This is a genomic window from Candidatus Bandiella numerosa (assembly GCF_029981845.1).
GTDB lineage: Bacteria > Pseudomonadota > Alphaproteobacteria > Rickettsiales > Midichloriaceae > Aquirickettsia > Aquirickettsia numerosa.
Genome location: NZ_CP104164.1, coordinates 279,877 through 300,754, shown reverse-complemented (window position 1 = coordinate 300,754; position 20,878 = coordinate 279,877). Strand labels below are relative to the sequence as shown.

17 protein-coding genes and 2 tRNA genes are annotated in these 20,878 nt (G+C 34.0%); 8 read left to right on the top strand and 11 right to left on the bottom strand.

What is annotated here, in order from left to right; all coding sequences use genetic code 11:
- Positions 1–30: 30 nt before the first annotated feature.
- Together N3Z17_RS01415 and mltA are read left to right on the top strand one after the other, a co-directional pair.
- On the top strand, positions 31–672 hold the full coding sequence (locus tag N3Z17_RS01415; protein ID WP_282472239.1) for a Tim44/TimA family putative adaptor protein: 642 nt from the start codon (positions 31–33) through the stop codon (positions 670–672).
- A complete protein-coding gene (gene mltA / locus N3Z17_RS01410) occupies positions 669–1,814 on the top strand; it encodes a murein transglycosylase A (protein WP_282472238.1) in 1,146 nt (381 codons plus the stop codon). The genes N3Z17_RS01415 and mltA overlap by 4 nt, the downstream gene beginning before the upstream one ends.
- A 247-nt stretch (positions 1,815–2,061) precedes the next feature.
- Here mltA and N3Z17_RS01405 read toward each other — a convergent pair whose 3' ends face one another.
- The 3 genes from N3Z17_RS01405 to N3Z17_RS01395 all read right to left on the bottom strand — a co-directional run bounded on the left by N3Z17_RS01405 (position 2,062) and on the right by N3Z17_RS01395 (position 4,168).
- Complete coding sequence (locus N3Z17_RS01405) at positions 2,062–2,526, bottom strand: hypothetical protein (protein ID WP_282472237.1); 465 nt, start codon at positions 2,524–2,526, stop codon at positions 2,062–2,064.
- 341 nt (positions 2,527–2,867) lie between these two features.
- Positions 2,868–4,049 (bottom strand): elongation factor Tu, encoded by a 1,182-nt coding sequence (tuf, locus tag N3Z17_RS01400; RefSeq protein WP_282472236.1) that lies wholly within the window; start codon positions 4,047–4,049, stop codon positions 2,868–2,870.
- A 45-nt stretch (positions 4,050–4,094) separates the two neighbouring features.
- Positions 4,095–4,168 (bottom strand) — tRNA-Gly (locus N3Z17_RS01395).
- 274 nt (positions 4,169–4,442) lie between these two features.
- Between N3Z17_RS01395 and N3Z17_RS01390 the strand changes: the two genes are divergently transcribed.
- Positions 4,443–5,372 (top strand): class I fructose-bisphosphate aldolase, encoded by a 930-nt coding sequence (locus N3Z17_RS01390; protein WP_282472235.1) that lies wholly within the window; start codon positions 4,443–4,445, stop codon positions 5,370–5,372.
- A gap of 174 nt (positions 5,373–5,546) precedes the next feature.
- Positions 5,547–5,632: transfer RNA gene (locus N3Z17_RS01385), tRNA-Tyr, on the top strand.
- Positions 5,633–6,478: 846 nt separating this feature from the next.
- On the opposite strand, the gene N3Z17_RS01380 is transcribed toward N3Z17_RS01385, so the two are convergent.
- Positions 6,479–7,201: an outer membrane protein gene (locus N3Z17_RS01380; protein WP_282472234.1), complete on the bottom strand. Its 723-nt coding sequence runs from the start codon at positions 7,199–7,201 to the stop codon at positions 6,479–6,481.
- A 27-nt stretch (positions 7,202–7,228) separates the two neighbouring features.
- On the bottom strand, positions 7,229–8,569 hold the full coding sequence (locus tag N3Z17_RS01375) for a hypothetical protein (RefSeq protein ID WP_282472233.1): 1,341 nt from the start codon (positions 8,567–8,569) through the stop codon (positions 7,229–7,231).
- 515 nt (positions 8,570–9,084) lie between these two features.
- Between N3Z17_RS01375 and acnA the strand changes: the two genes are divergently transcribed.
- The 3 genes from acnA to def all read left to right on the top strand — a co-directional run bounded on the left by acnA (position 9,085) and on the right by def (position 14,562).
- Entirely contained in the window at positions 9,085–11,712 is a 2,628-nt protein-coding gene (gene acnA, locus N3Z17_RS01370; RefSeq protein ID WP_282472232.1) for an aconitate hydratase AcnA, read from the top strand.
- 30 nt (positions 11,713–11,742) lie between these two features.
- Positions 11,743–13,854 carry a flagellar biosynthesis protein FlhA gene (flhA, locus tag N3Z17_RS01365; RefSeq protein ID WP_282472231.1) on the top strand — a complete coding sequence of 704 codons (2,112 nt, stop codon included), beginning with the start codon at positions 11,743–11,745 and terminating at the stop codon, positions 13,852–13,854.
- Between the two features lie 168 nt (positions 13,855–14,022).
- Positions 14,023–14,562: a peptide deformylase gene (def, locus tag N3Z17_RS01360; protein WP_282472230.1), complete on the top strand. Its 540-nt coding sequence runs from the start codon at positions 14,023–14,025 to the stop codon at positions 14,560–14,562.
- Positions 14,563–14,798: 236 nt separating this feature from the next.
- Here the strand turns inward: def and grxD are convergent, their stop codons facing one another.
- The 6 genes from grxD to N3Z17_RS01330 form a co-directional block, all read right to left on the bottom strand.
- A complete protein-coding gene (gene grxD / locus N3Z17_RS01355) occupies positions 14,799–15,122 on the bottom strand; it encodes a Grx4 family monothiol glutaredoxin (RefSeq protein ID WP_282472229.1) in 324 nt (107 codons plus the stop codon).
- A 10-nt stretch (positions 15,123–15,132) separates the two neighbouring features.
- Positions 15,133–15,366 (bottom strand): BolA/IbaG family iron-sulfur metabolism protein, encoded by a 234-nt coding sequence (locus tag N3Z17_RS01350; protein WP_282472228.1) that lies wholly within the window; start codon positions 15,364–15,366, stop codon positions 15,133–15,135.
- Between the two features lies 1 nt (position 15,367).
- Positions 15,368–15,931 (bottom strand): elongation factor P, encoded by a 564-nt coding sequence (efp, locus tag N3Z17_RS01345; protein ID WP_282472227.1) that lies wholly within the window; start codon positions 15,929–15,931, stop codon positions 15,368–15,370.
- Between the two features lie 46 nt (positions 15,932–15,977).
- Positions 15,978–16,901: a TerC/Alx family metal homeostasis membrane protein gene (locus N3Z17_RS01340; protein WP_282472226.1), complete on the bottom strand. Its 924-nt coding sequence runs from the start codon at positions 16,899–16,901 to the stop codon at positions 15,978–15,980.
- Between the two features lie 70 nt (positions 16,902–16,971).
- Positions 16,972–18,897 carry a molecular chaperone DnaK gene (gene dnaK / locus N3Z17_RS01335; RefSeq protein WP_282472225.1) on the bottom strand — a complete coding sequence of 642 codons (1,926 nt, stop codon included), beginning with the start codon at positions 18,895–18,897 and terminating at the stop codon, positions 16,972–16,974.
- Positions 18,898–18,956: 59 nt separating this feature from the next.
- A complete protein-coding gene (locus N3Z17_RS01330) occupies positions 18,957–20,204 on the bottom strand; it encodes an MFS transporter (protein ID WP_282472224.1) in 1,248 nt (415 codons plus the stop codon).
- 122 nt (positions 20,205–20,326) lie between these two features.
- On the opposite strand from N3Z17_RS01330, the gene ppa reads away from it, so the two are divergent.
- Complete coding sequence (gene ppa, locus N3Z17_RS01325; RefSeq protein ID WP_282472223.1) at positions 20,327–20,866, top strand: inorganic diphosphatase; 540 nt, start codon at positions 20,327–20,329, stop codon at positions 20,864–20,866.
- Positions 20,867–20,878 lie beyond the last annotated feature (12 nt).

The following is a 20,878-nucleotide window of genomic DNA, read 5'->3' as shown; positions in this document are numbered from 1 at the left end:
AAATAGTTCGTAATATGTTAAAGTGAAGCCATGGATTTAGTTATTTTAATAGCACTTACTGCCTTTATTGTTTACAAGCTTTTTCAAAGTCTTGGTAAGGAGGATAAAGACTTAAAACAATTCAAACACATAGAACCTGTATTGGATAGCTTAAAAAAACACGTAAATCATGTTAAAAATGTGGAGTTTGAAATCATTTCAATAAAGGATGCCAATTTACTCCCAGAGGTAAAAAAGGTGTTTGAAAAATTGCTTATAGAAGAAAAATCTTTCAGCATTAATCATTTTATCGATGGAGCAAAAAAAGCATTTAAGATGATTTTAATAGCTTTTAATTCCAGTGAAATACAAACTTTAAAAAAACTTTTAGCATTAAGTGTTTACGAAAAATTTATCAAGGAAGTAAATGATAGAATTGCACAAAAAATAAAATATAATGTAACCTTGGTTGGAATAAAAGAAGCAAACATAATTGATGCAAATATCATGAATGATATTGTCTCTGTTAAGCTTGAAATAATTAGTGAGCAAATTATTACTGTTAGAGATAAAGACGAAAATATCATCTCTGGCAGTGCGAGTAAAATATTACCAATGCGTGACATATGGACTTATAGTAAAAAAATTAAATCTGGAAACATTTGGCATATAACGCAAACTGAATCTAAATGAAATGCTTGAAATTTAAAAACATACTTTTATTAATTTTTCTTATCATCTTGTGCTCTTGTTCTAGTGATTATAAAAGAAAATATAAAGTTAGAGAAGCTAAATTTGTTAAAACTGAATACAGTAAAATTGTAGGATGGAAGTATGATACTCACCTTATTAGCTTAAATACATTTGCAAACTCTTGTAAACAAATTATAAAACTTGGAGATAACCAACCAATTAGCAAATTATCCCAGTTGGGTGGTACTGCAATAAATTGGAAAAGAATTTGCTATGACCTAAACAACCAAAAAATTAAAACAAATGAACAAGCTAAACATTTTTTTGAAAAATGGTTTACACCCTATGTAGTACTAGATGGACAAAATAATGCCACTGGTAAATTTACTGGTTATTATGAAATTGAGATAAATGGAAGCACTATAAAGACACGGAGATGTAGCCATCCAGTTTATATGCCTCCCAAAAATCTTTCTCAACATCAACGCAAGAGTCATCTTTCTCATTCATCAATAAACAATGGATCTCTAAAAGGAAAAAATTTGGAAATTCTATGGGTCGATAATCATGCGAGATTATACTTCATGCACATCCAAGGATCTGGCAGAATCAAACTAAATGACGGAAAATTAATTCGTTTAGGCTACGCTGGGCAAAATGGGTTTGAGTATAAATCTATAGGCCCATACTTCAAAGAGTATAATGCAACTGGTATTAATTCTGCGCTTGACATGATTGAGTGGCTACACCAAAATCCAAGAGATGGTAAAAAAATTATCGAACGAAATCAATCATATGTGTTTTTTAGAAAAATCAACGGCGATGGGCCAATTGGTGCTCAAGGAATACCACTTATATCTGAACGATCTATTGCTTTAGACAAAGCCATTTATCCTTATGGAACACCTGTTTGGATTGACACATCACTACCCAAAACAAGGAATTATACAGATAGAAAATATAGAAGATTATTTATAACTCAAGATACTGGTGGCGCTATAAAGGGCGCTATCAGAGGTGATATATTTTTTGGACATGGGAAAAGAGGTGAGGAGCTAGCATGCTACATGAACAACAAGGGAAGACAATATGCATTATTTCCAAAAAGCGTTAAAATACCAAGCTACTATAGAACGCATTAGCACTGGTAATACTAAATAAATAATCAATACTTGAGATTTGAAATTCGCCAGCACTGCGCTAGTTAATGTGTTGAGGTAAGAAATGTGTATTATGCTTGAGTATGTGACTTATTCTGCTAAATGCAATTGTAATCTAACCATTGATAATAATTAATGCAAGATCAAGTAAGGCCCTGCAATTATATATGATTGATACTTAAAAGACCATTAAGCAGTAGATGCTTATGCTTATAATAAACTCGTATCTTTAAATTCCAAAAGCATCTTTTAAAATTTTAAATTGAGGAGTATTGATATTTCTATGATGGTGAGGTGTTTTACCTTGTTTAAGATCGTTCCAATAAGAAAGGGGCAAGCTGAGCATAGTAATTACTACTGGCATTTTTTCTTCCCAGAACATATCAAGGATTTTTTTGAGGTACAAAAAATCTTCCTGAGGAATAGAATCATAAAAATTAGCATTGCCGATAAGAAAATCTCGATGATTGCTGACAAATTTATCTGGAGATAAACGAATAAATGATATTCCTATTGATTTTGCATCTTGAATGTCTTTTCTTGTAATAGTTTTATTGAAAATATTTGCTCCTTTTTGGTTTTGGCTCCAAAAATCCTTTTTATTTAGAGCATCAGCCTCATTTCCCTTTACATTCTTAATTATAGGAAATAATAAAACAAGCAATGTGACTATTAATTTATTAAAGTTATTCATTTTTTACCATCCATTTTATTAATCATTAGTTAACTCATTAAGAGTAATCTGATAAAAAATTTCAATAAATTTATTCTAATAATACATATATAGGATGCACAAGCCAGAATATAATCCTGTATGGGTAAATTTATGAGCTAAATATGCTTTCTCAAAATCTAATGCTGCAAAAAATGATACAACTATTATTACATTAATTTTAAATAAATTTACAACTACAGAAATGCTAATCTCTTAATAAGTCGCTTAATTTAAGTTAATCACAACAACTGTTATGCAATAACGCTGATTTTTGCAACTTAATTTAACTGCCAAAATAATTAGAACTGGGACCCTTTAAATTATTTAATAACTTCAGCAACAACACCAGCACCAACAGTCTTACCGCCTTCTCTGATTGCAAACTTTAAACCTTTATCCATCGCTATTGGCGATATCAATTCCACAACTATCTCTGTGTTATCTCCCGGCATTACCATCTCTACCCCTTCTTTCAATTCTACAGTTCCCGTTACATCAGTTGTTCTAAAATAAAACTGTGGCCTGTAATTCTTGAAAAACGGTGTGTGCCTTCCACCTTCTTCTTTCTTAAGTACATACACTTCCGCTTTAAACTTTGTATGCGGCGTTATACTACCTGGCTTCGCTAATACTTGCCCTCTTTCCACCTCTTCCTTCGCTATCCCTCTTAGCAATAACCCTGCATTATCTCCTGCCATCCCTTCTTCAAGCTCCTTCTTGAACATTTCCACACCTGTACACTTAGTCTTCTTGCTCTCCTTCCTTATCCCCACTATCTCTACTTCTTCTCCTACTTTTATTTTCCCTTGCTCTATCCTTCCTGTCACCACTGTACCACGCCCTGATATTGAAAATACATCTTCTATTGGCATTAAAAATGGTTTTTCTATATCTCTTATTGGCATCGGTATCGCTTCATCCACTACCTTCATCAACTCTCTTATCGCCTTCTCTCCTAATTCCGTCCCGTCTTCTGTTAATGCCTTAAGCGCCGACCCTCTGACCACTCTTGCTGCATCTCCATCAAATCCATACTTTGTCAACAACTCTCTCACTTCCATTTCCACTAACTCTAGCAACTCTTCATCTTCCACCATATCTACCTTGTTTAGGAATACTACTAGCGTTCCTATCCCTACTTGCTTTGCTAACAATATATGCTCTCTTGTTTGTGGCATCGGCCCATCTACCGCACTCACTACTAATATCGCACCATCCATCTGTGCTGCACCTGTTATCATATTCTTTACATAATCCGCGTGCCCAGGACAATCTACGTGCGCATAATGCCTATTTTCCGTTTCATATTCCACATGCGCCGAATTTATTGTTATCCCTCTTTCCTTCTCCTCTGGCGCCTTATCTATTTCGTCATATCTTATCGCTCTCTTCCCAAAATACTTCGTTATCGCCGCCGTCAATGTTGTCTTCCCATGATCTACGTGCCCTATCGTCCCTGTGTTTACGTGCGGTTTGGTTCTTTCAAATTTTCCTTCTGCCATTTTCGTTCTCCTTTTTTATTTTTCTTGGTCAACACATATGCATTATGGAGCGGATGACGGGAATCGAACCCACATAACCAGCTTGGAAGGCTGGGGCTCTACCATTGAGCTACATCCGCTAAAAAGCTACGACCTATGTTTTATATGAAAGTCTTACATTTAGTTTTCTATTATGTCAACAATTTTGGGATACTTTAAGCGGTTTGTTGAGGGTAGGGGATAATAAATTTGGTATAACCCAAATTAGCAAGTTTCAAATTAACGATATTAGATACTTCAGTTTCGCATCTTTATTTTTATAATGCTCCTTGCAAATTACTGATATAAATTTTTTATGTTGAAAATACGTTAACATTCAAATAGCATCCAGAAAAAGCTTTTTGGATAATACTTATGCACCTCACCAACAATGTAAAAAAGATCTTAAAGGGTTATGAAAGTGAATCCCCTGCTGTGAAGTCTAATTTGGTAAGAATATTGATGAATGGAAAACTCGCTGGAACTGGAAAAATGCTAATTCTACCAGTAGATCAAGGTTTTGAACATGGGCCAGCTAAAAGCTTCTCCATAAATCCAGTGGCATATGATCCTGAATATCATATAAAATTAGCACTAGATGCAGGGTTAAACGCATATGCTGCACCCAAGGGAATGCTTGAAGCAATCTCAGATGAATTTCGTGGAACAATACCCCTGATACTCAAAGCCAATAGCTCAAATTCCTTAATGAGTAAAGATATCGAGCCAAATCAATCTATTACTGCAAATGTGCAGGATGCCATTTATTTAGGATGTACTGCAATAGGCTTTACCATATATCCAGGTTCAGATAGCTCGCTTGAGATGATACAAGAAATTTCCGAAATGATTTCTGAGGCCAAGGCGCATGGACTTGCAACCGTTGTATGGTCATATCCAAGAGGAGGAGACTTAGCTAAAAAAGGTGAAACCGCATTAGATGTTATTGCCTATGCAACGCATATTGCAGCTTTAATTGGAGCTAATATAATTAAGGTAAAGTTGCCTTCTGAGGATATAGAAGATAAATCAGCAATAGATATTTACTCAAAGGAAACGCATGAGTTTAAAAATTTAGCAAATCGTGTTGCGCACATAATGAAAACAGCTTTTGATGGAAAAAGGTTGGTGGTATTCTCAGGTGGCACTTCAAAGAATGAAGATGAGCTATATAATGAAGCAAAAGCTATTAATCAAGGAGGAGGTAATGGCTCTATCATTGGTAGAAATAGCTTCCAAAGACCACATAAGGAAGCGGTTGAGTTATTATCAAATATTATAAAAATTTACTTAAGCGCTACATAAAAATTAGAGCAGTATTGCAAATAGGCATAAAAACAGATAAAGTCCTTAGACAAATAAGGCAAAGGATGAATGTAGCCATTTTTAATAACCTTCATATTAATATGATTTATTCAGCTTGTATTTTGATTAAAAATATGGTTCAATCCAACTTGTTAATTTGGTTCCTTATAAACTGGAGGGATGGCCGAGTGGACAATGGCAGCAGACTGTAAATCTGCCCGCATATGCGTACGCAGGTTCGAATCCTGCTCCCTCCACCAATTATTGTCGGCCAATAAAATTCGATAACATTCAGCAATAAGGGATTTCCAAGAAGAAGGTCCAAAAAATTTCAGTTCCTATACAAACTTTTAAGAATAGTAAGTGATTAGCTAGTGAAAAATCTAATAAAATATCTAAGAGATATTATATCTTAAGAATAAGGTTGATGATTATGATTTATATAGCAATCTAACATAATATATTTACAGTTCCCTAAAATAACTTGATATATAACCCCAGTTTTGGATAAGGAATTGTATAACACAAAGCAATAGGCTTGCTTAGGTGTTGAACAAGTTTTATGCAAATAAAATTAAAGATTATTCTTTTAATAATCAAAAGATTAAATAGCCAGCCTGGGGGGCTCGCGCGTTTATGTGCGAGGTTGGACATTTGTTGAATTAAATTTTAAATTTATTAACTATTATCCAAAACTCAGGTTAGATAGTGTTTTTAAGAGATTTTTTATAGCATTGGAGCCTAACGTATCTTGGATACATGGCGAAGATGATGCGAAAAATCACCAAAAAGACTCAATTTAAATGTTAAATTATTTCAAGAGATTGGTATACTCGGATAACTTGAAAAATTGGCTTCGTCATACTTCGAATTTCGCATTTCGTTACGTATTTATATACGCGCCTCATGCTCATCGCTCGTATTACTCGCTCTTTTCCAAGTTCTCTGTCGTCTATAAATTTGCCAACTCTTAATTTACGAGAGGTATATAAAATGTGTAGAGTTAAATATTAACTGGAATACCTAAAAGCCAAAGGAGTGCTTTTCTGACGTTATTCAGAAAAAACACTCCTTAAGATAATTCTTTAGGTAATAATCAACAATGATTAGAATTTATAAACCACACCAACAGTTACGTTGTGAGATTTAAGTTTCTTAGAATCAGTATCATTAATTTTAACTTTTCCTAAGTCTCTGTATCTATATGCTAAGTCAACACCAAAGTCTGAGCTGATGTTATACATTGCACCAAGACCAACATTCCATGCAAAACCTGTTTTCTTTAGGGATTTGCTGTCAGCGGTTGTAGAAGAAGAAAGTACATTTGCTTTCGTTTCTGATTGTCCTGGTGCAGTTACTTGATTATTGACTAACTTATAACCAATCCTACCTTTACCAGAATCTGATACAGAAGAAGTTGTTGAGGTAGAAGTGCTAATACTAACACCTTTTAGTTTATTTCTCGCAACACCAACACCTGCTGTTAGGTATGGAGTGAAGCCATTGAAATCTGCGATGTCATAATACGCATTTGTTTCAAGAATTATGCTATTAACTTTTGCATCTTTAAGAGCTCCATCTTTAAACTTCATGCCGTTAGCAAAATTAACACCTAAGCCAAATCTGAAATTTTCATTCATTTTGTAACCACCTTCGATGCCAAAAATAGCAGATTTTTTCAATTTTTGCTCAGCTATTTTTTTTGGCATTGAAACACCAACTTCACCTTTAACATAATAACCGTCCCCTGCAATGGCACCTTGGATGGAACCGAAACCTAACATTGTTGTAGCCGCTAAAGCCAAAACTTGTTTTGAAATATTTTTCATTTATTTATCCTCTTATTTTTATAAAAATTATAAGTCAACTTTAGTTAACTCTGGTAAAGCATCTTCATATGGATATTTGCCACATAAATCAATGTTCATAGCCTCAAACTCTCCACCATTGTAAAGATCAGAAGCCATACCTGCTACTGCTTTGAGGCAATCAGCTTTTACATTTCCACTATCCAATTTGTCTTTACCACAATTTGCATCAGCTAAAAGCGCATATGCAACTTTGTTAGCTTGATCTAAACAATTTTTAACATGATGAGAATTTGTATCTTTTTCAGGCAAATCAGTAGTTATAAATGGATCAGCCCCACATACAGTTCCAATAATTTTAGCGTATGCATTTAATATATCAACCTTATCTTGGGTAGTTATACTTGTTGGAGCAGTAAAAGTTTTAGTATCGCTTTTTAAAACATCCTTTCCTGCATTTGGAATGTTTTTCAAAATTGCATTAATAAAGCCATAATTTTTCATGAAATCTGGAGCTTTATCAGTGTATAATGTTGTCAATTTAGCAGCATCTTTCCCATCATCAGCTTTAATTTTTGCTACAGTGTCATCACCAAGTAAAGCTTTCGCAGCAGTCAACACAGGGTCATCACCAACTTTTATAGCAGCAGCCTTGGTAGTAGCATCTAGCGCAGCAGCTTTTGCATCGTCTATATTTTGTTGTGTTACACCTGTCACCACTGTCATAGCATTAGCCTTGGTAGTAGCATCTTTTGCATTAGCTACTGCCGTATCAATATCAGCTTGTGTTACACCTGTCACCTCTGTCATAGCTGCAGCCTTGGTAGTAGCATCTTTTGCATTAGCTACTGCCGTATCAATATCAGCTTGTGTTACACCTGTCACCTCTGTCATAGCTGCAGCCTTGGTAGTAGCATCTTTTGCATTAGCTACTGCCGTATCAATATCAGCTTGTGTTACACCTGTCACCTCTGTCATAGCTGCAGCCTTGGTAGTAGCATCTTTTGCATTAGCTACTGCCGTATCAATATCAGCTTGTGTTACACCTGTCACCTCTGTCATAGCTGCAGCCTTGGTAGTAGCATCTTTTGCATTAGCTACTGCCGTATCAATATCAGCTTGTGTTACACCTGTCACCTCTGTCATAGCATTAGCAGCAGTAGTAAGTTGAGCAGCTTTTGTAACTGCAGCATCCTTAACTGCTTGCAATATAACTTTTGAGGCTTTAATCGCATTTGCTATCCCAGATGCAGTATAATCACTACCATTTTCTGTTTTAATGGCTCTTAACAAGGTTTTTAGCCCATCGCCTTCACCTTTTTTTAGAACTTTCTCAAAATAATCAACCCTACTTTGAGCGAACTTTATTTCAAAATCCGTTGCTACCATATTCTTTCTCCTAAATATTATTAAAATTCTTTATCAGCACAGCTTGAGCGCACGATATCGGTCAAAAAAACTGAATGTTGCACAGGCCGCACCTATTTTACTCTAATGCAACCAGTACATTAAGAAGGGTAAATGTCAAGTATAAAATACATATGTCTAATATTTTTTCCATGTCAATGCTCTTGCATACACAAAATTCACTATATACTCGGATAACTTGAAAAATTGGCTTCGTCATACTTCGAATTTCGCATTTCGTTACGTATTTATATACGCGCCTCATGCTCATCATTCGTATTACTGGCTCTTTTCCAAGTTCTCTGTCGTCTATAAATTTGCCAACTCTTAATTTACGAGAGGTATACTTCACTATAATTAATCGCAGATTCTTTACTATATTTTATTACAATTCAAAAAGATGTTGCTAAAAAAATGTTGCGAACTTGGACATCTATCATGTAGAATTTTTAAGAGGTTAATTTGTAAATATAATAAAGACAATGGTAAAAATGCAAATGTCAAACGTAGATAGCTTAAAAGTAAGAAGCGAGTTGCTGGCAAATAATAAAAAATATACTTTTTTTAGCTTAAGGAAAGCAGCTTTAGAGCTGAATATAAACCTAAAAGAGCTTCCAAATGTGATAAAAATTATACTAGAGAATTTGCTGAGAAAGGAAGATGGCAAAAATGTGACACTTAAAAGCATCAAAAGCTTGCTTAATTACTGCAGTGATGATGTGAATCAGGATGAAATTCTATATCATCCTTCAAGGGTTTTGATGCAGGATTTTACAGGAGTGCCTGCTGTGGTTGATTTGGCTGCAATGAGAGATGCCATGAAAAACAAAGGGCTTGACCCTAAAAAAATAAACCCGCAAATTCCTGTTGATTTGGTGATTGATCATTCAGTGCAAGTTGATAAATTTGGTTCATCAAAGTCATACGCAGAAAACATAAAGCTGGAATTTCAAAGGAACAACGAGCGTTATAAATTTTTGAAATGGGGACAAGAATCATTTGAAAATTTCAGGGTAATTCCACCTGGCAAAGGAATTTGCCACCAAGTGAATTTGGAATATTTAGCAAGTGTTGTTTCTGAAGTTAAAACAGGCGGCAATGACGTTGCCTTTTTTGATACTGTAGTTGGAACAGATAGCCACACTACTATGATAAACGGTCTAGCCGTGCTTGGTTGGGGAGTTGGTGGAATAGAAGCAGAAGCCACAATGCTTGGGCAACCAACATCACTGCTGGTGCCAAAAGTTGTTGGATTTAAGCTAACAGGAAAATTAAGCCCAGGAATAACTGCAACAGATATGGTTTTAACAATCACCGAAATACTCAGAAAGAAGAATGTTGTTGGTAAATTTGTGGAATTTTATGGCCCTGCATTAAAGCATCTCTCTTTGTTTGAAAGAGCAACAATTGCTAATATGGCTCCAGAATATGGGGCAACATGTGGTTATTTTCCAATTGATGCTGAGGTTATCAAATACCTAGATTTAACAGGTAGGAGTAAGTCACAGCTTGCGCTTGTTGAAGCATATGCCAAAGAGCAAGGCGTGTGGTGTGAGCATACAGATGATGATAAAATGAAATTTAATGAGTATGTTGAGCTTGATATTAGCCATATTCAGCCGTGCATTGCTGGACCAAAAAGGCCTCAGGATAAAATATTGCTTTCTGAATTGAAATCTAAAGAAGGTAGTAGGCCTGACGATGACAAATTAAAAGATGGAGATATTGTAATTTCTGCAATAACCAGTTGCACCAACACGTCCAATCCATATGTTTTGATGGGGGCGGGTTTGCTGGCAAAAAGAGCATATGATCTTGGATTAAAAACCAAAAAATGGGTAAAAACATCATTAGCGCCTGGTTCCCAAGTTGTTACAGAGTATCTAGAAAGATCTGCTTTGATTTACTATCTAGAAAAATTAGGATTTTACTTGGTTGGATATGGTTGCACAACTTGTATTGGCAATTCTGGACCTCTTTCAGAAGATATTGAAAAATCCATTAAAGAAAACAATCTATCCGTTTCTGCAATTTTATCTGGAAATAGAAATTTCGAAGGGAGAATTCATCCACTGGTTAAACAAAATTACTTAGCTTCTCCTATGCTTTGCGTTGCATTCGCTTTGGTTGGCACAATTGATATCAATATCTTAAAAGAGCCAATAGGAATCGATAAGCATGGAAAGGAAGTATTTTTACATGATATATGGCCAAGTGATAATGAGATAAAAGATGTTGTGAATGGTATCATCACTAAGGACATGTTCACAGAAAAGTATAAGCACATTCTTGAAGGTGATGATGAATGGAAGAAAATTCATATTAATAAAACAACATGCTATTCATGGCAAGATGACAGTACTTATATTAAGAGCCCTCCTTTTTTTGATTTTGAAATTGAAAATTCATCTATTGAAAATATTGAAAATGCTAGAATATTGGCAATTTTTGGTGATAGCGTAACAACAGATCACATAAGCCCTGCAGGGAATATATCGCCAAACCACACTGCTGGCGAGTATTTGCTCAAAAAAGGGGTGAAGCAACAGGATTTTAATTCACTCGGCTCAAGAAGAGGCAATGATGAAATAATGGTGAGAGGCACATTTGCTAATATTAGAATTAAAAACAAATTGGCTAATGGCAAAGAAGGAGGATTTACTCAACATTTTGATAAAAAAGGGGTGGGCACCCCTATGACAATTTACGATGCTTCAAGCAAATACATCACAGAAAATGTCCCTCTTATTATCTTTGCAGGGAAGGAATATGGAACTGGCTCTTCAAGAGACTGGGCTGCAAAGGGCACGAAATTGCTTGGAATAAAAGCAGTAATAGCAGAAAGTTTTGAAAGAATTCACCGCTCTAATCTGATTGGTATGGGTGTTTTACCGCTTCAATTTGTTGATAACACGTTAGAAAATATAACATTAAAAGGCGATGAAACCATCGCGTTAATTGGTTATAATAAGGTGAAACCGAAGGGTTTAATAGAATGTCAAATTAAGAGAAACGGCACTGTAATTAACAGCTTTAAATTGCTTTCTCGTATTGATACTGAAATAGAGCTAGATTATTTTTTAAATAATGGTATTCTAAACCTTGTTTTAAAACAACTTCTATAGTAATGCTGGGTAGTGGGATTTCAGAATTAAATGGATAATTTAAAAGATAGTATTGCGAATTTTAAAATTGGCGCATTAGCTAAAGGATTTACCAATCTATCATCTCAGAAAGATATAATATTTGCCGTTGGCATTTTATGTATTATAGGTTTTTTAATTTTTCCAATATCGCCAGGATTGTTGGATTATTTGTTAAGTTTATCAATAGCTTTTTCTGCTCTGATTTTAATGACAGTATTATTCATTGACAAACCCCTCGATTTTAATGCATTTCCAAGCATCTTGCTGATTGTGACTATGTTCAGATTGGCACTCAATATTTCAACTACTAGATTAATTTTGGCAGATGGCCATCTTGGTCCTTCTGCGGCAGGACACGTGGTAGAAGCATTTGGATTTTTTGTTATGCAAGGCTCAGTTGTTATAGGCGCAATTGTTTTTGGAATATTAACTATAATTAATTTTGTTGTTATTACTAAGGGCTCAGGACGAATTGCTGAGGTAGCAGCAAGATTTAGCTTAGATGCCATGCCAGGTAAGCAAATGTCCATAGATGCAGACTTATCTTCTGGTATCATTAATGAGGAACAAGCAAGAGAAAGAAGAAAGAATCTGGAAGATGAAAGTACATTTTTTGGTTCCATGGATGGGGCCAATAAATTTGTACGTGGAGACGCAATTGCGGGCTTATTAATAACTTTCATCAACTTCATAGCTGGAATTATCATTGGAGTTGTTCAAAATGGTATGAGCTTTGATGAGGCTATGCAAACATATACTTTACTTACAATTGGAGATGGGTTAGTAGCACAAATCCCTGCACTTATTGTATCAATCAGCGCTGGTTTATTAGTAACTAAATCAGGAATACATGGTTCTGCCGACAAAGCAATTTTGCAACAATTAAGCAAGTATCCTCAAGCCCTATTTGCATGTAGTGGCTTATTAATCGTGATGAGTGCGATGCCTGGCATTCCGTTTGTTCCATTTTTCATAATCTCCTTGCTATCTGGAACGCTTGCATATTTTTTAAACAAACATAAGAAAGAAGCAGAAAAATTGGAAATACAATTAAAGCAACAACCAGAGAAAAAAGAATTAACTCAAGAGGAGATGATTATACAGTCGCTTCACATCGACTATCTAAAAATTGAATTAGGTTATGAACTATTGCAAATGGTGGATAATAACCAAGAATATAAATTGACTGATCAGATAAAATCGTTACGAAAACAAATCGCCCAAGATTTAGGATTCATACTGCCATCTGTAAGAATACAGGACAATGTGCAACTTGAACCTAAAGTTTATGTAATAAAAATCAAAGATATTGAATGTGGTAGAGGTGAATTAAAACCACTAAATCTATTAGTCATCAATCCCGCAGGAGGTGCGATTGAAATTAATGGAGAGGACACTACTGAACCGGTATTTAATTTGCCTGCAAGATGGGTTGATAGAAGTGCTAAAGAAGAGGCTATTTTTAAAGAATATACAGTTATCGAACCTATAACCATTATATCCACTCATTTAACTGAAATAGTTAAGGAAAACATTACAGAGTTATTGACCTATAGTGAAACAAAAAAATTATTATCTAATTTAGAGGGTGATCATAAAAAACTTGCAGATGAAGTTGTTCCAGGTCAGATTACGGTTGTTACCTTCCAGAGAATATTGCAAAGCTTATTAAGTGAATCGGTGGCTGTAAAGGATTTACCCTCTATACTAGAGGCAATATCTGAAATTGCCAACAGCACCACAAATGTAGCCAGAATGGTTGAGCATATACGGACAAGACTCAGCAAGCAAATATGCCATAGCTTTTTGAACGAAGAAGGATTTATTCCAATAGTAGTTTTGTCTTCACATTGGGAACAAATTTTTATGGAAAATTTAGTGGGAGAAGACGATAGTAAACATCTTGCAATGCAACCAAGTAAGTTACGTGAATTTGTTGAAAGCATTAATGTTAAATTGGATAAATTAGCTACTTCAAGAGTTACACCTGTGTTGCTAACATCTCCAATTTTAAGACCCTTCGTTAGATCGGTAACTGAAAGATTTAAGCCAAATTTGATAATTTTATCGCAAAATGAAATTCACCCAAAGGTAAAAATAAAAACTTTTGGTGAGGTTTAAAAATATTTTAATAAAATATCACACATAGATTCAGAGGCGTTATACAATAAAAATTAATTCTTCAAGAAAACAGCTTGGTAACTCTCAGATAATTTAGTTGCTCTATCTATCACTACACTGTATATACAAATAATTATGAGTCCTATTTATAAATAAAATTATTTTATTATGTCAATTTTACCTTTGATTTATGCTCCTCATCCTATATTTAAAATGAAGGCAGAGCCGGTAGCAGATATTAATGAAGATATACGAAAAATAGTAGATGATATGTTCTCTACCATGTATGTTGAAGATGCCGTAGGTTTAGGCGCTAATATGGTGGGCATACTAAAGCGAATAGCTGTTGTTGATTTGCAAGATAACAATACCAAATCTCCCCTTACTTTTATCAATCCAATAATAACTTGGCGTTCTGATAATATGCAAACATATAAAGAAGCTTCATTATGCTTCCCTGGTATCTCTGCGGAAATTAATCGCCCTAGTGCAATAAAGATTAACTATTTTGATTATGATGGAAAAGCACAAAAGCTAAAAGCAGAAGGCTTTTTGTCAGCTGTTATACAACATGAAGTAGATTATTTAGATGGAAAAATTTTCTTGGACTACCTTTCAAAAATGAAACGCGACATATTAATCCGCAAGGTAGAAAAACATATAAAAAAGTATCCGCCACATTTTCATGATAAACATTGTAATCATTAAACGCTGAAGTAAACCCTTAAAACAAGAGTAAAATTAAGCAACTTCTGATAAATTAAAAGGAGTTGCAAAATGAGTATAAAGAAAGAAAAGATATATAGAGGTAGTCCTAAGAATTAAAACTACTCTTTTTATGATTAGCATTAAGTACGATGTTTTAGATTTATCAAATATATACAAATAAAGTGGTTATTTTCATTTTTCTACTTAATTAGAACTTAGATAGTGACTAACAGTGCTTAATTATTTTTTTTATCAAATAGTAAATTTTGCAACTCGCCATTTTTATACATATCTTGCACTATATCACAACCACCTACGAATTCTTGGTTAACATACAGTTGTGGGATGGTGGGCCAATCAGAATATTCTTTTATACCTTGTCTCATCTCATCGTTATCTAATATATTTATTCCTAAAAATTCAACTTCTAAAATATTTAAAATATTAACAACCGTTGCAGAAAACCCACACATAGGTATTTCTGGTGTGCCCTTCATAAATAATACGGTTCTATTTTCTTCAATAATTTTCTTAATTTGATTATGTATATCTTGGTTCATGGTTTATAGATTATTTTGTTTTAAAAGTTTGGATAGAAAGTGCATGTAAATCAGTTCCCAAACAATCTTTGAGAACTTTATGCACTAATTTATGTTGCTCTACTCTAGAAAGATTATTAAATTTTTCAGATGTTATTTTAACGCTGTAGTGATTGTTGTCACCGACCGTATCTACTAACTCAATTTTAGAATTCGGAAATCCTCGTAAAATTGTTTCATATAGAATATCATAATTAATCGGCATATTATTTCGCTCTTTCTAAGTATTTTAATTCTTTAATATCCACGATTACCCTATCTCCCATGTTTATAAAAGGAGGCACCATAATTCTTGCTCCATTTTCTAATATAGCCGGTTTATATGATGATGCAGAGGTTTGTCCCTTTACTACTGGTTCACATTCTTTGATTGTTACTTCAGCTGATGAAGGTAAATATGCGAGTAACGCCTCATTATTATACATTTCCAAAGTTATCTCCATGCTCTCTTCTAAAAATGGAAGTTGATCACCGACTAGAGCTTTATCTATACTTTTTTGTTCAAAATTTTCCTGATCCATCAATATTAAAAAATTACCCTCTTCATATAAAAATTGATACCGTTGCTGATCTAATCTTACTCTCTCAACATCTTCGCTACTTCTGAACCTATGATTAATTTTGGTACCAGTTTTTATATCCTTCGTTTCCAATTGAATATACGCACCTCCCTTACCTGGTTGAGTATGCATAGTTTTTAATACTACTAAGTATTTATTATCGTGGGATATAACATTACCTACTTTTACGTCATTAGCACTAATTTTCATTTTTTAAGACCTAAAATATTTATTTTTAACAGTATAACACATTGCTCTACTTCCTTATTACTGGTTTTTTAATTATTGATAGCATTATAGAGCAAAATATAAAGAGAATAATCATTAATATTGAAATATAATTTGAAAAATGAATGTCGAAAAAACTTAAAACCATTTTTAATCCTACGTATATCAGCATGTAACCAATTCCATGCTTTAAATATCTATAATCTTGGACAGCATTTGACATAACAAAATACATAGACCTTAATCCTAAAATGGCTAAAATGTTCGAGCTAAATGCAATAAATGGCTCTTTAGTTATTGCAAGTACAGCTGGCACAGAATCTAAAGCAAATATGATATCAGCTTTTTCTATAACTAAAAGAGAAAGTGCAAGCGGGGTAATGAAAAATTTATTATTCTTACGAAAAAATAATTCACCATTTTTAGAGTTATCACTATAATTAAAGTGTTTTTTTATAAATTTCAAAATCAAATTATTATCAAATGAATTTGATTTAGCTCCACCCATAAGTGGCAATTTATAACCGCTATACATTAGTAATAACCCAAATGGCAAAAATATCCATTCAAACATATGAATAACATATATGCCAAGTGTAATCATGATAAATCTGAAGATTACGGCACTTAAAACACCAATAAATAACACTTTATGCTGATGCTTATCCTCAATATTAAAATATTTAAATATCAGTATAAAAACAAAAACATTATCAATACTAAGTGATAATTCTATACTGTAGGCCGTTATATATTCCACTGCCATATCAATTCCAGCATGAAAATATATCAGGATCCCCACTGACACAGCCAGCGCTATCCAAAGTATTGATAAATGTATCGCGCTTTTAACACTAATTTTTTTTGAATTCCTAAGCGAAACTCCAAGATCAACGAAAACTGCTATAAATACAACTATTATTAAAAAAATCCAACTATAATTTGGGAACATAAAAGATGCTAGTTACAAACCATTAATTTATCTATATCAATATAGTATTTATAACTAGCTTATGCCAATATTATTTAGAACCTTTGTCTTTTTCATCATTTACTTCTTCATATTCAGCATCAACAACTTTTTCATCTTCATTGCTGTCATTGCCACCATTCGTTGAAGCGTTATCCTCACTAGGTGGTTGTTGCTCATTACCATAAACATGTTGCCCAATTTTCATTGATGCTTGAGTTAGGCTCTCAACTTTACTATTTATTTCACCAACATTTTCTGAATCCATAATAGATCTTAAATCCTTGATAATATTTTCAACTTCCTCTTTGTCTGTAGATGAAATTTTATCTCCATATTCTTTCAAACTTTTTTCTGTGGAGTGTATCAAAGAATCTGCCTTATTTCTTGCCTCGACTAAAGCTTTTTTCTCCTCGTCCTTGCTGGCATTTTCTTCTGCATCTTTAACCATTTGCGCAATTTCTGCATCGGATAAACCACCGGAAGATTGTATAGTAATTTTTTGCTCCTTACCAGTTCCTTTATCTTTTGCTGACACATGGAGTATGCCGTTTGCATCAACATCAAATGTTACTTCGATTTGCGGCAATCCTCTAGGAGATGGCGCTATGCCTTCAAGATTAAATTGCCCTAACAACTTGTTGTCAGCTGCCATTTTTCTTTCTCCTTGAAACACTCTGATTGTAACAGCAGATTGATTATCATCTGCAGTTGAAAATACCTGGCTTTTCTTGGTTGGTATAGTACTATTTCTTTCAATAAGAGCAGTTAACACCCCACCAAGTGTTTCAATACCAATAGTAAGGGGCGTGACATCAAGTAAAACCACATCTTTCATATCACCACTTAATACAGCACCTTGGATAGCAGCGCCAATTGCTACAACCTCATCAGGATTAACACCTTTATGCGGCTCCTTTCCAAAAAATTCTTTCACTTTTTGAATAACTTTAGGCATTCTGGTCATGCCCCCAACCAATACTACATCATCAATACCTGAAGCAGAAATACCAGCATCTTTTAAAGCAGCCTTACATGGCTCAATAGTTCTTGTTATTAAATCTTCCACTAAGCTTTCAAATTTAGCCCTTGTTATTTTAATATTCAAGTGCTTTGGACCTGATGAGTCTGCTGTGATATATGGTAAATTAACATCAGTCTCCATTGAATTAGAAAGTTCAATTTTTGCTTTTTCTGCAGCTTCTTTTAATCTTTGAAGCGCCAAAGGATCTTTCATTAAATCCATTCCATCAGTCTTCTTAAATTCATCACATAAGTATTGCAATACTTTTAGATCGAAATCTTCCCCACCTAAGAATGTATCCCCATTTGTTGATTTCACTTCAAATATTCCATCACCAATCTCAAGTATCGAAACATCGAATGTACCTCCACCAAGATCATATACAGCAATAACTTTGCTTTCAGATTTATCAAGACCATATGCAAGCGCTGCAGCTGTAGGTTCGTTAATAATTCTAAGTACTTCTAATCCTGCAATTTTACCAGCATCCTTTGTAGCTTGCCTTTGTGAATCGTTGAAATGAGCAGGCACTGTAATGACGGCTTTTGTCACCTTTTCTCCTAGGTAATTTTCAGCTGTTTCCTTCATTTTTTCAAGGATCATCGCACTAATTTGGCTTGGAGCATAATCTTTATCGCCAATTTTCACCCAAGCATCATTACTCTTAGCTTGAACTATTGAATAAGATGCCTTATTTGCTAATTCCTTAGTTTTAGGATCTGAGAAAGTTCTTCCAATAAGCCTTTTTACTGCAAAAACAGTATTTTTTGCATTAGTCACAGCTTGCCTTTTAGCTGGCTGACCAACTAACTTTTCACCTTTTTCAGTAAACGCAACAATTGAAGGAGTTGTTCTCATTCCTTCTGAATTTTCTATAACTTTAGGATTCTTACCATCCATTATTGCTACGCATGAATTTGTAGTACCTAAGTCTATGCCAATTGTCTTACTCATCTTATTAAAATATTTGTTACTTTTAAACTTATATAATAACAATTTTTTTTAACACAAGATTACTTCGCAATTTTTTTGTTTCCTTTCTCTATTATTGCTAATAACACAAAACCTACAATTGCCACAATCAAACTGATCGGCAAGACTAAAAGTGCATCACGGAAATTTTCTGCGCTATATACAGGACTACCTTGTACATTTTTATCTCCATCCCAAAAATAATGCAATAACACACCAATAGCTCTATGAGAAATATATCCAAAGCCCATCATTAGCATATTTGCAATAGCTGAAATAAACGTAGCATGTTTAACATGAACAAGAGCAATAGATTTTGCTATTAAGACTACTTGATAAGCACAGAAAAAACCTATTATAAAAAATACCCATTTTAAAAAGCTAACATTCACTACTACTCCGGTTAATAGCAATGCTAAGCATAAAAGCATAGCAGCGCCACTAGCTAGTAATATCCCATAATAAGATTTTGTTTTTTCGAATATATAGCCCATTACTACAAGACCAACAGCCATTCCTATATAAACTAATTGAGTGATATCGCCAGCTTCTTCATTAGTAAGCTTATAGGTTGTTTTTAAATAAGGGTTACTCCATGCATCTGCAAATCCTTCAAGTGGACCTATCATCAAGCCACCTAAAGCACCTACTAGTAATACTATTTTATTAGAAAACAAATATTTAAAATCATGCATTATTATTGCAACGCTAAATTTTTCTTCTGATTTAGTATTTGGTATTGCGAAATAACTGAAGACAGCTAATGCTAGACCAACATATATTATATAGTTTAGTGCCTCTTGCCATCCTATGTAGGAAATAAGTCTAGCTAAAGGCCCACTACCAAATACTGCCCCTAGCAACCCAATTGTTATCATCCATCCCAACATTTTTGGAAATTTTTCTTCTCCAAAACCTAAGCGCAATAGCTTAAACGCACCAACAGCCGCTCCCGAAGAGCCAATACCTATTAATAATCTACCATATGTTGCAATCGCAAAATCATCCATATACGCAAGTGGTGCAAATCCTATTACAGCTAAAAGTATACATAATGGGATTATTTTCTTAGCATTAAAATGATCTAAAAGTATGCCAAGTGGTATATGCATCGCAACATATCCTATGTAATATATACCAGCAAAATGACCTATCTCATTCGCATTTACGTGGTATTTGTCCATTATATCGTCCATTACGATATTGGGAAAAACTCTTTGCACAAACTGATATGCATAGAAAAAAGTTAGTGCTAACCATGTAGACCAGGCAACTAGTATGGAAGACATTTGAATCTCATTATTTGTTTATAACTGCGAGATACTAAGTGTTTTTTATGAAATTACAAGTATTTTCTTTACTTTTAGGGTGTTAGTTGCTAGCTATTTAAATAAAAAGTTTATATAAAATAATGAAATATTCAGAGATTAAAATCGGCGAAAATTGCCCAAATGAAGTGAATGCAATTATTGAAATCTCGATGAATTCAGACCCTATAAAATATGAGTTTGATAAAGAGATAGAGGCAATGGTTGTTGATAGATTTATGCAATCAAGTATGCAATATCCATGTAATTATGGGTTTATTCCCCATACTTTGTCAGGCGATGGAGACCCAGTTGATTTATTAGTATATACCAATTACCCAATTGCAATTAAATCTGTTGTAGCTGTCAAACCAATAGGAGTGTTGCTTACTGAAGATGAAAAAGGGCTAGATGAGAAGATATTGGCTGTGCCAACCAATAAAATTGACCCATATTTCAAAAATATCAATAACTACACAGATTTACCAGAAATTTTAATTAAAAAAATTGCCCATTTTTTTGAAAGGTATAAGGACTTAGAAAGTGAGAAGTGGGTTAAGGTTAATGGCTGGAAAGACTTTGATCATGCACAAAAGATAATCCAAGTCGCAATTGATAGGTATAATGACGAAAAAAATCAATAAGTTATGCTATGT

Coding starts and splice junctions, on each gene's coding strand:
- ppa (WP_282472223.1), top strand. CDS start 20,327: ATGAAATATTCAGAGATTAAAATCGGCGAAAATTGCCCAAATGAAGTG.
- mltA (WP_282472238.1), top strand. CDS start 669: ATGAAATGCTTGAAATTTAAAAACATACTTTTATTAATTTTTCTTATC.
- flhA (WP_282472231.1), top strand. CDS start 11,743: ATGGATAATTTAAAAGATAGTATTGCGAATTTTAAAATTGGCGCATTA.
- N3Z17_RS01340 (WP_282472226.1), bottom strand. CDS start 16,901: ATGTTCCCAAATTATAGTTGGATTTTTTTAATAATAGTTGTATTTATA.
- N3Z17_RS01415 (WP_282472239.1), top strand. CDS start 31: ATGGATTTAGTTATTTTAATAGCACTTACTGCCTTTATTGTTTACAAG.
- def (WP_282472230.1), top strand. CDS start 14,023: ATGTCAATTTTACCTTTGATTTATGCTCCTCATCCTATATTTAAAATG.
- N3Z17_RS01405 (WP_282472237.1), bottom strand. CDS start 2,526: ATGAATAACTTTAATAAATTAATAGTCACATTGCTTGTTTTATTATTT.
- N3Z17_RS01375 (WP_282472233.1), bottom strand. CDS start 8,569: ATGGTAGCAACGGATTTTGAAATAAAGTTCGCTCAAAGTAGGGTTGAT.
- grxD (WP_282472229.1), bottom strand. CDS start 15,122: ATGAACCAAGATATACATAATCAAATTAAGAAAATTATTGAAGAAAAT.
- dnaK (WP_282472225.1), bottom strand. CDS start 18,897: ATGAGTAAGACAATTGGCATAGACTTAGGTACTACAAATTCATGCGTA.
- tuf (WP_282472236.1), bottom strand. CDS start 4,049: ATGGCAGAAGGAAAATTTGAAAGAACCAAACCGCACGTAAACACAGGG.
- N3Z17_RS01390 (WP_282472235.1), top strand. CDS start 4,443: ATGCACCTCACCAACAATGTAAAAAAGATCTTAAAGGGTTATGAAAGT.
- N3Z17_RS01380 (WP_282472234.1), bottom strand. CDS start 7,201: ATGAAAAATATTTCAAAACAAGTTTTGGCTTTAGCGGCTACAACAATG.
- N3Z17_RS01330 (WP_282472224.1), bottom strand. CDS start 20,204: ATGTCTTCCATACTAGTTGCCTGGTCTACATGGTTAGCACTAACTTTT.
- efp (WP_282472227.1), bottom strand. CDS start 15,931: ATGAAAATTAGTGCTAATGACGTAAAAGTAGGTAATGTTATATCCCAC.
- N3Z17_RS01350 (WP_282472228.1), bottom strand. CDS start 15,366: ATGCCGATTAATTATGATATTCTATATGAAACAATTTTACGAGGATTT.
- acnA (WP_282472232.1), top strand. CDS start 9,085: ATGTCAAACGTAGATAGCTTAAAAGTAAGAAGCGAGTTGCTGGCAAAT.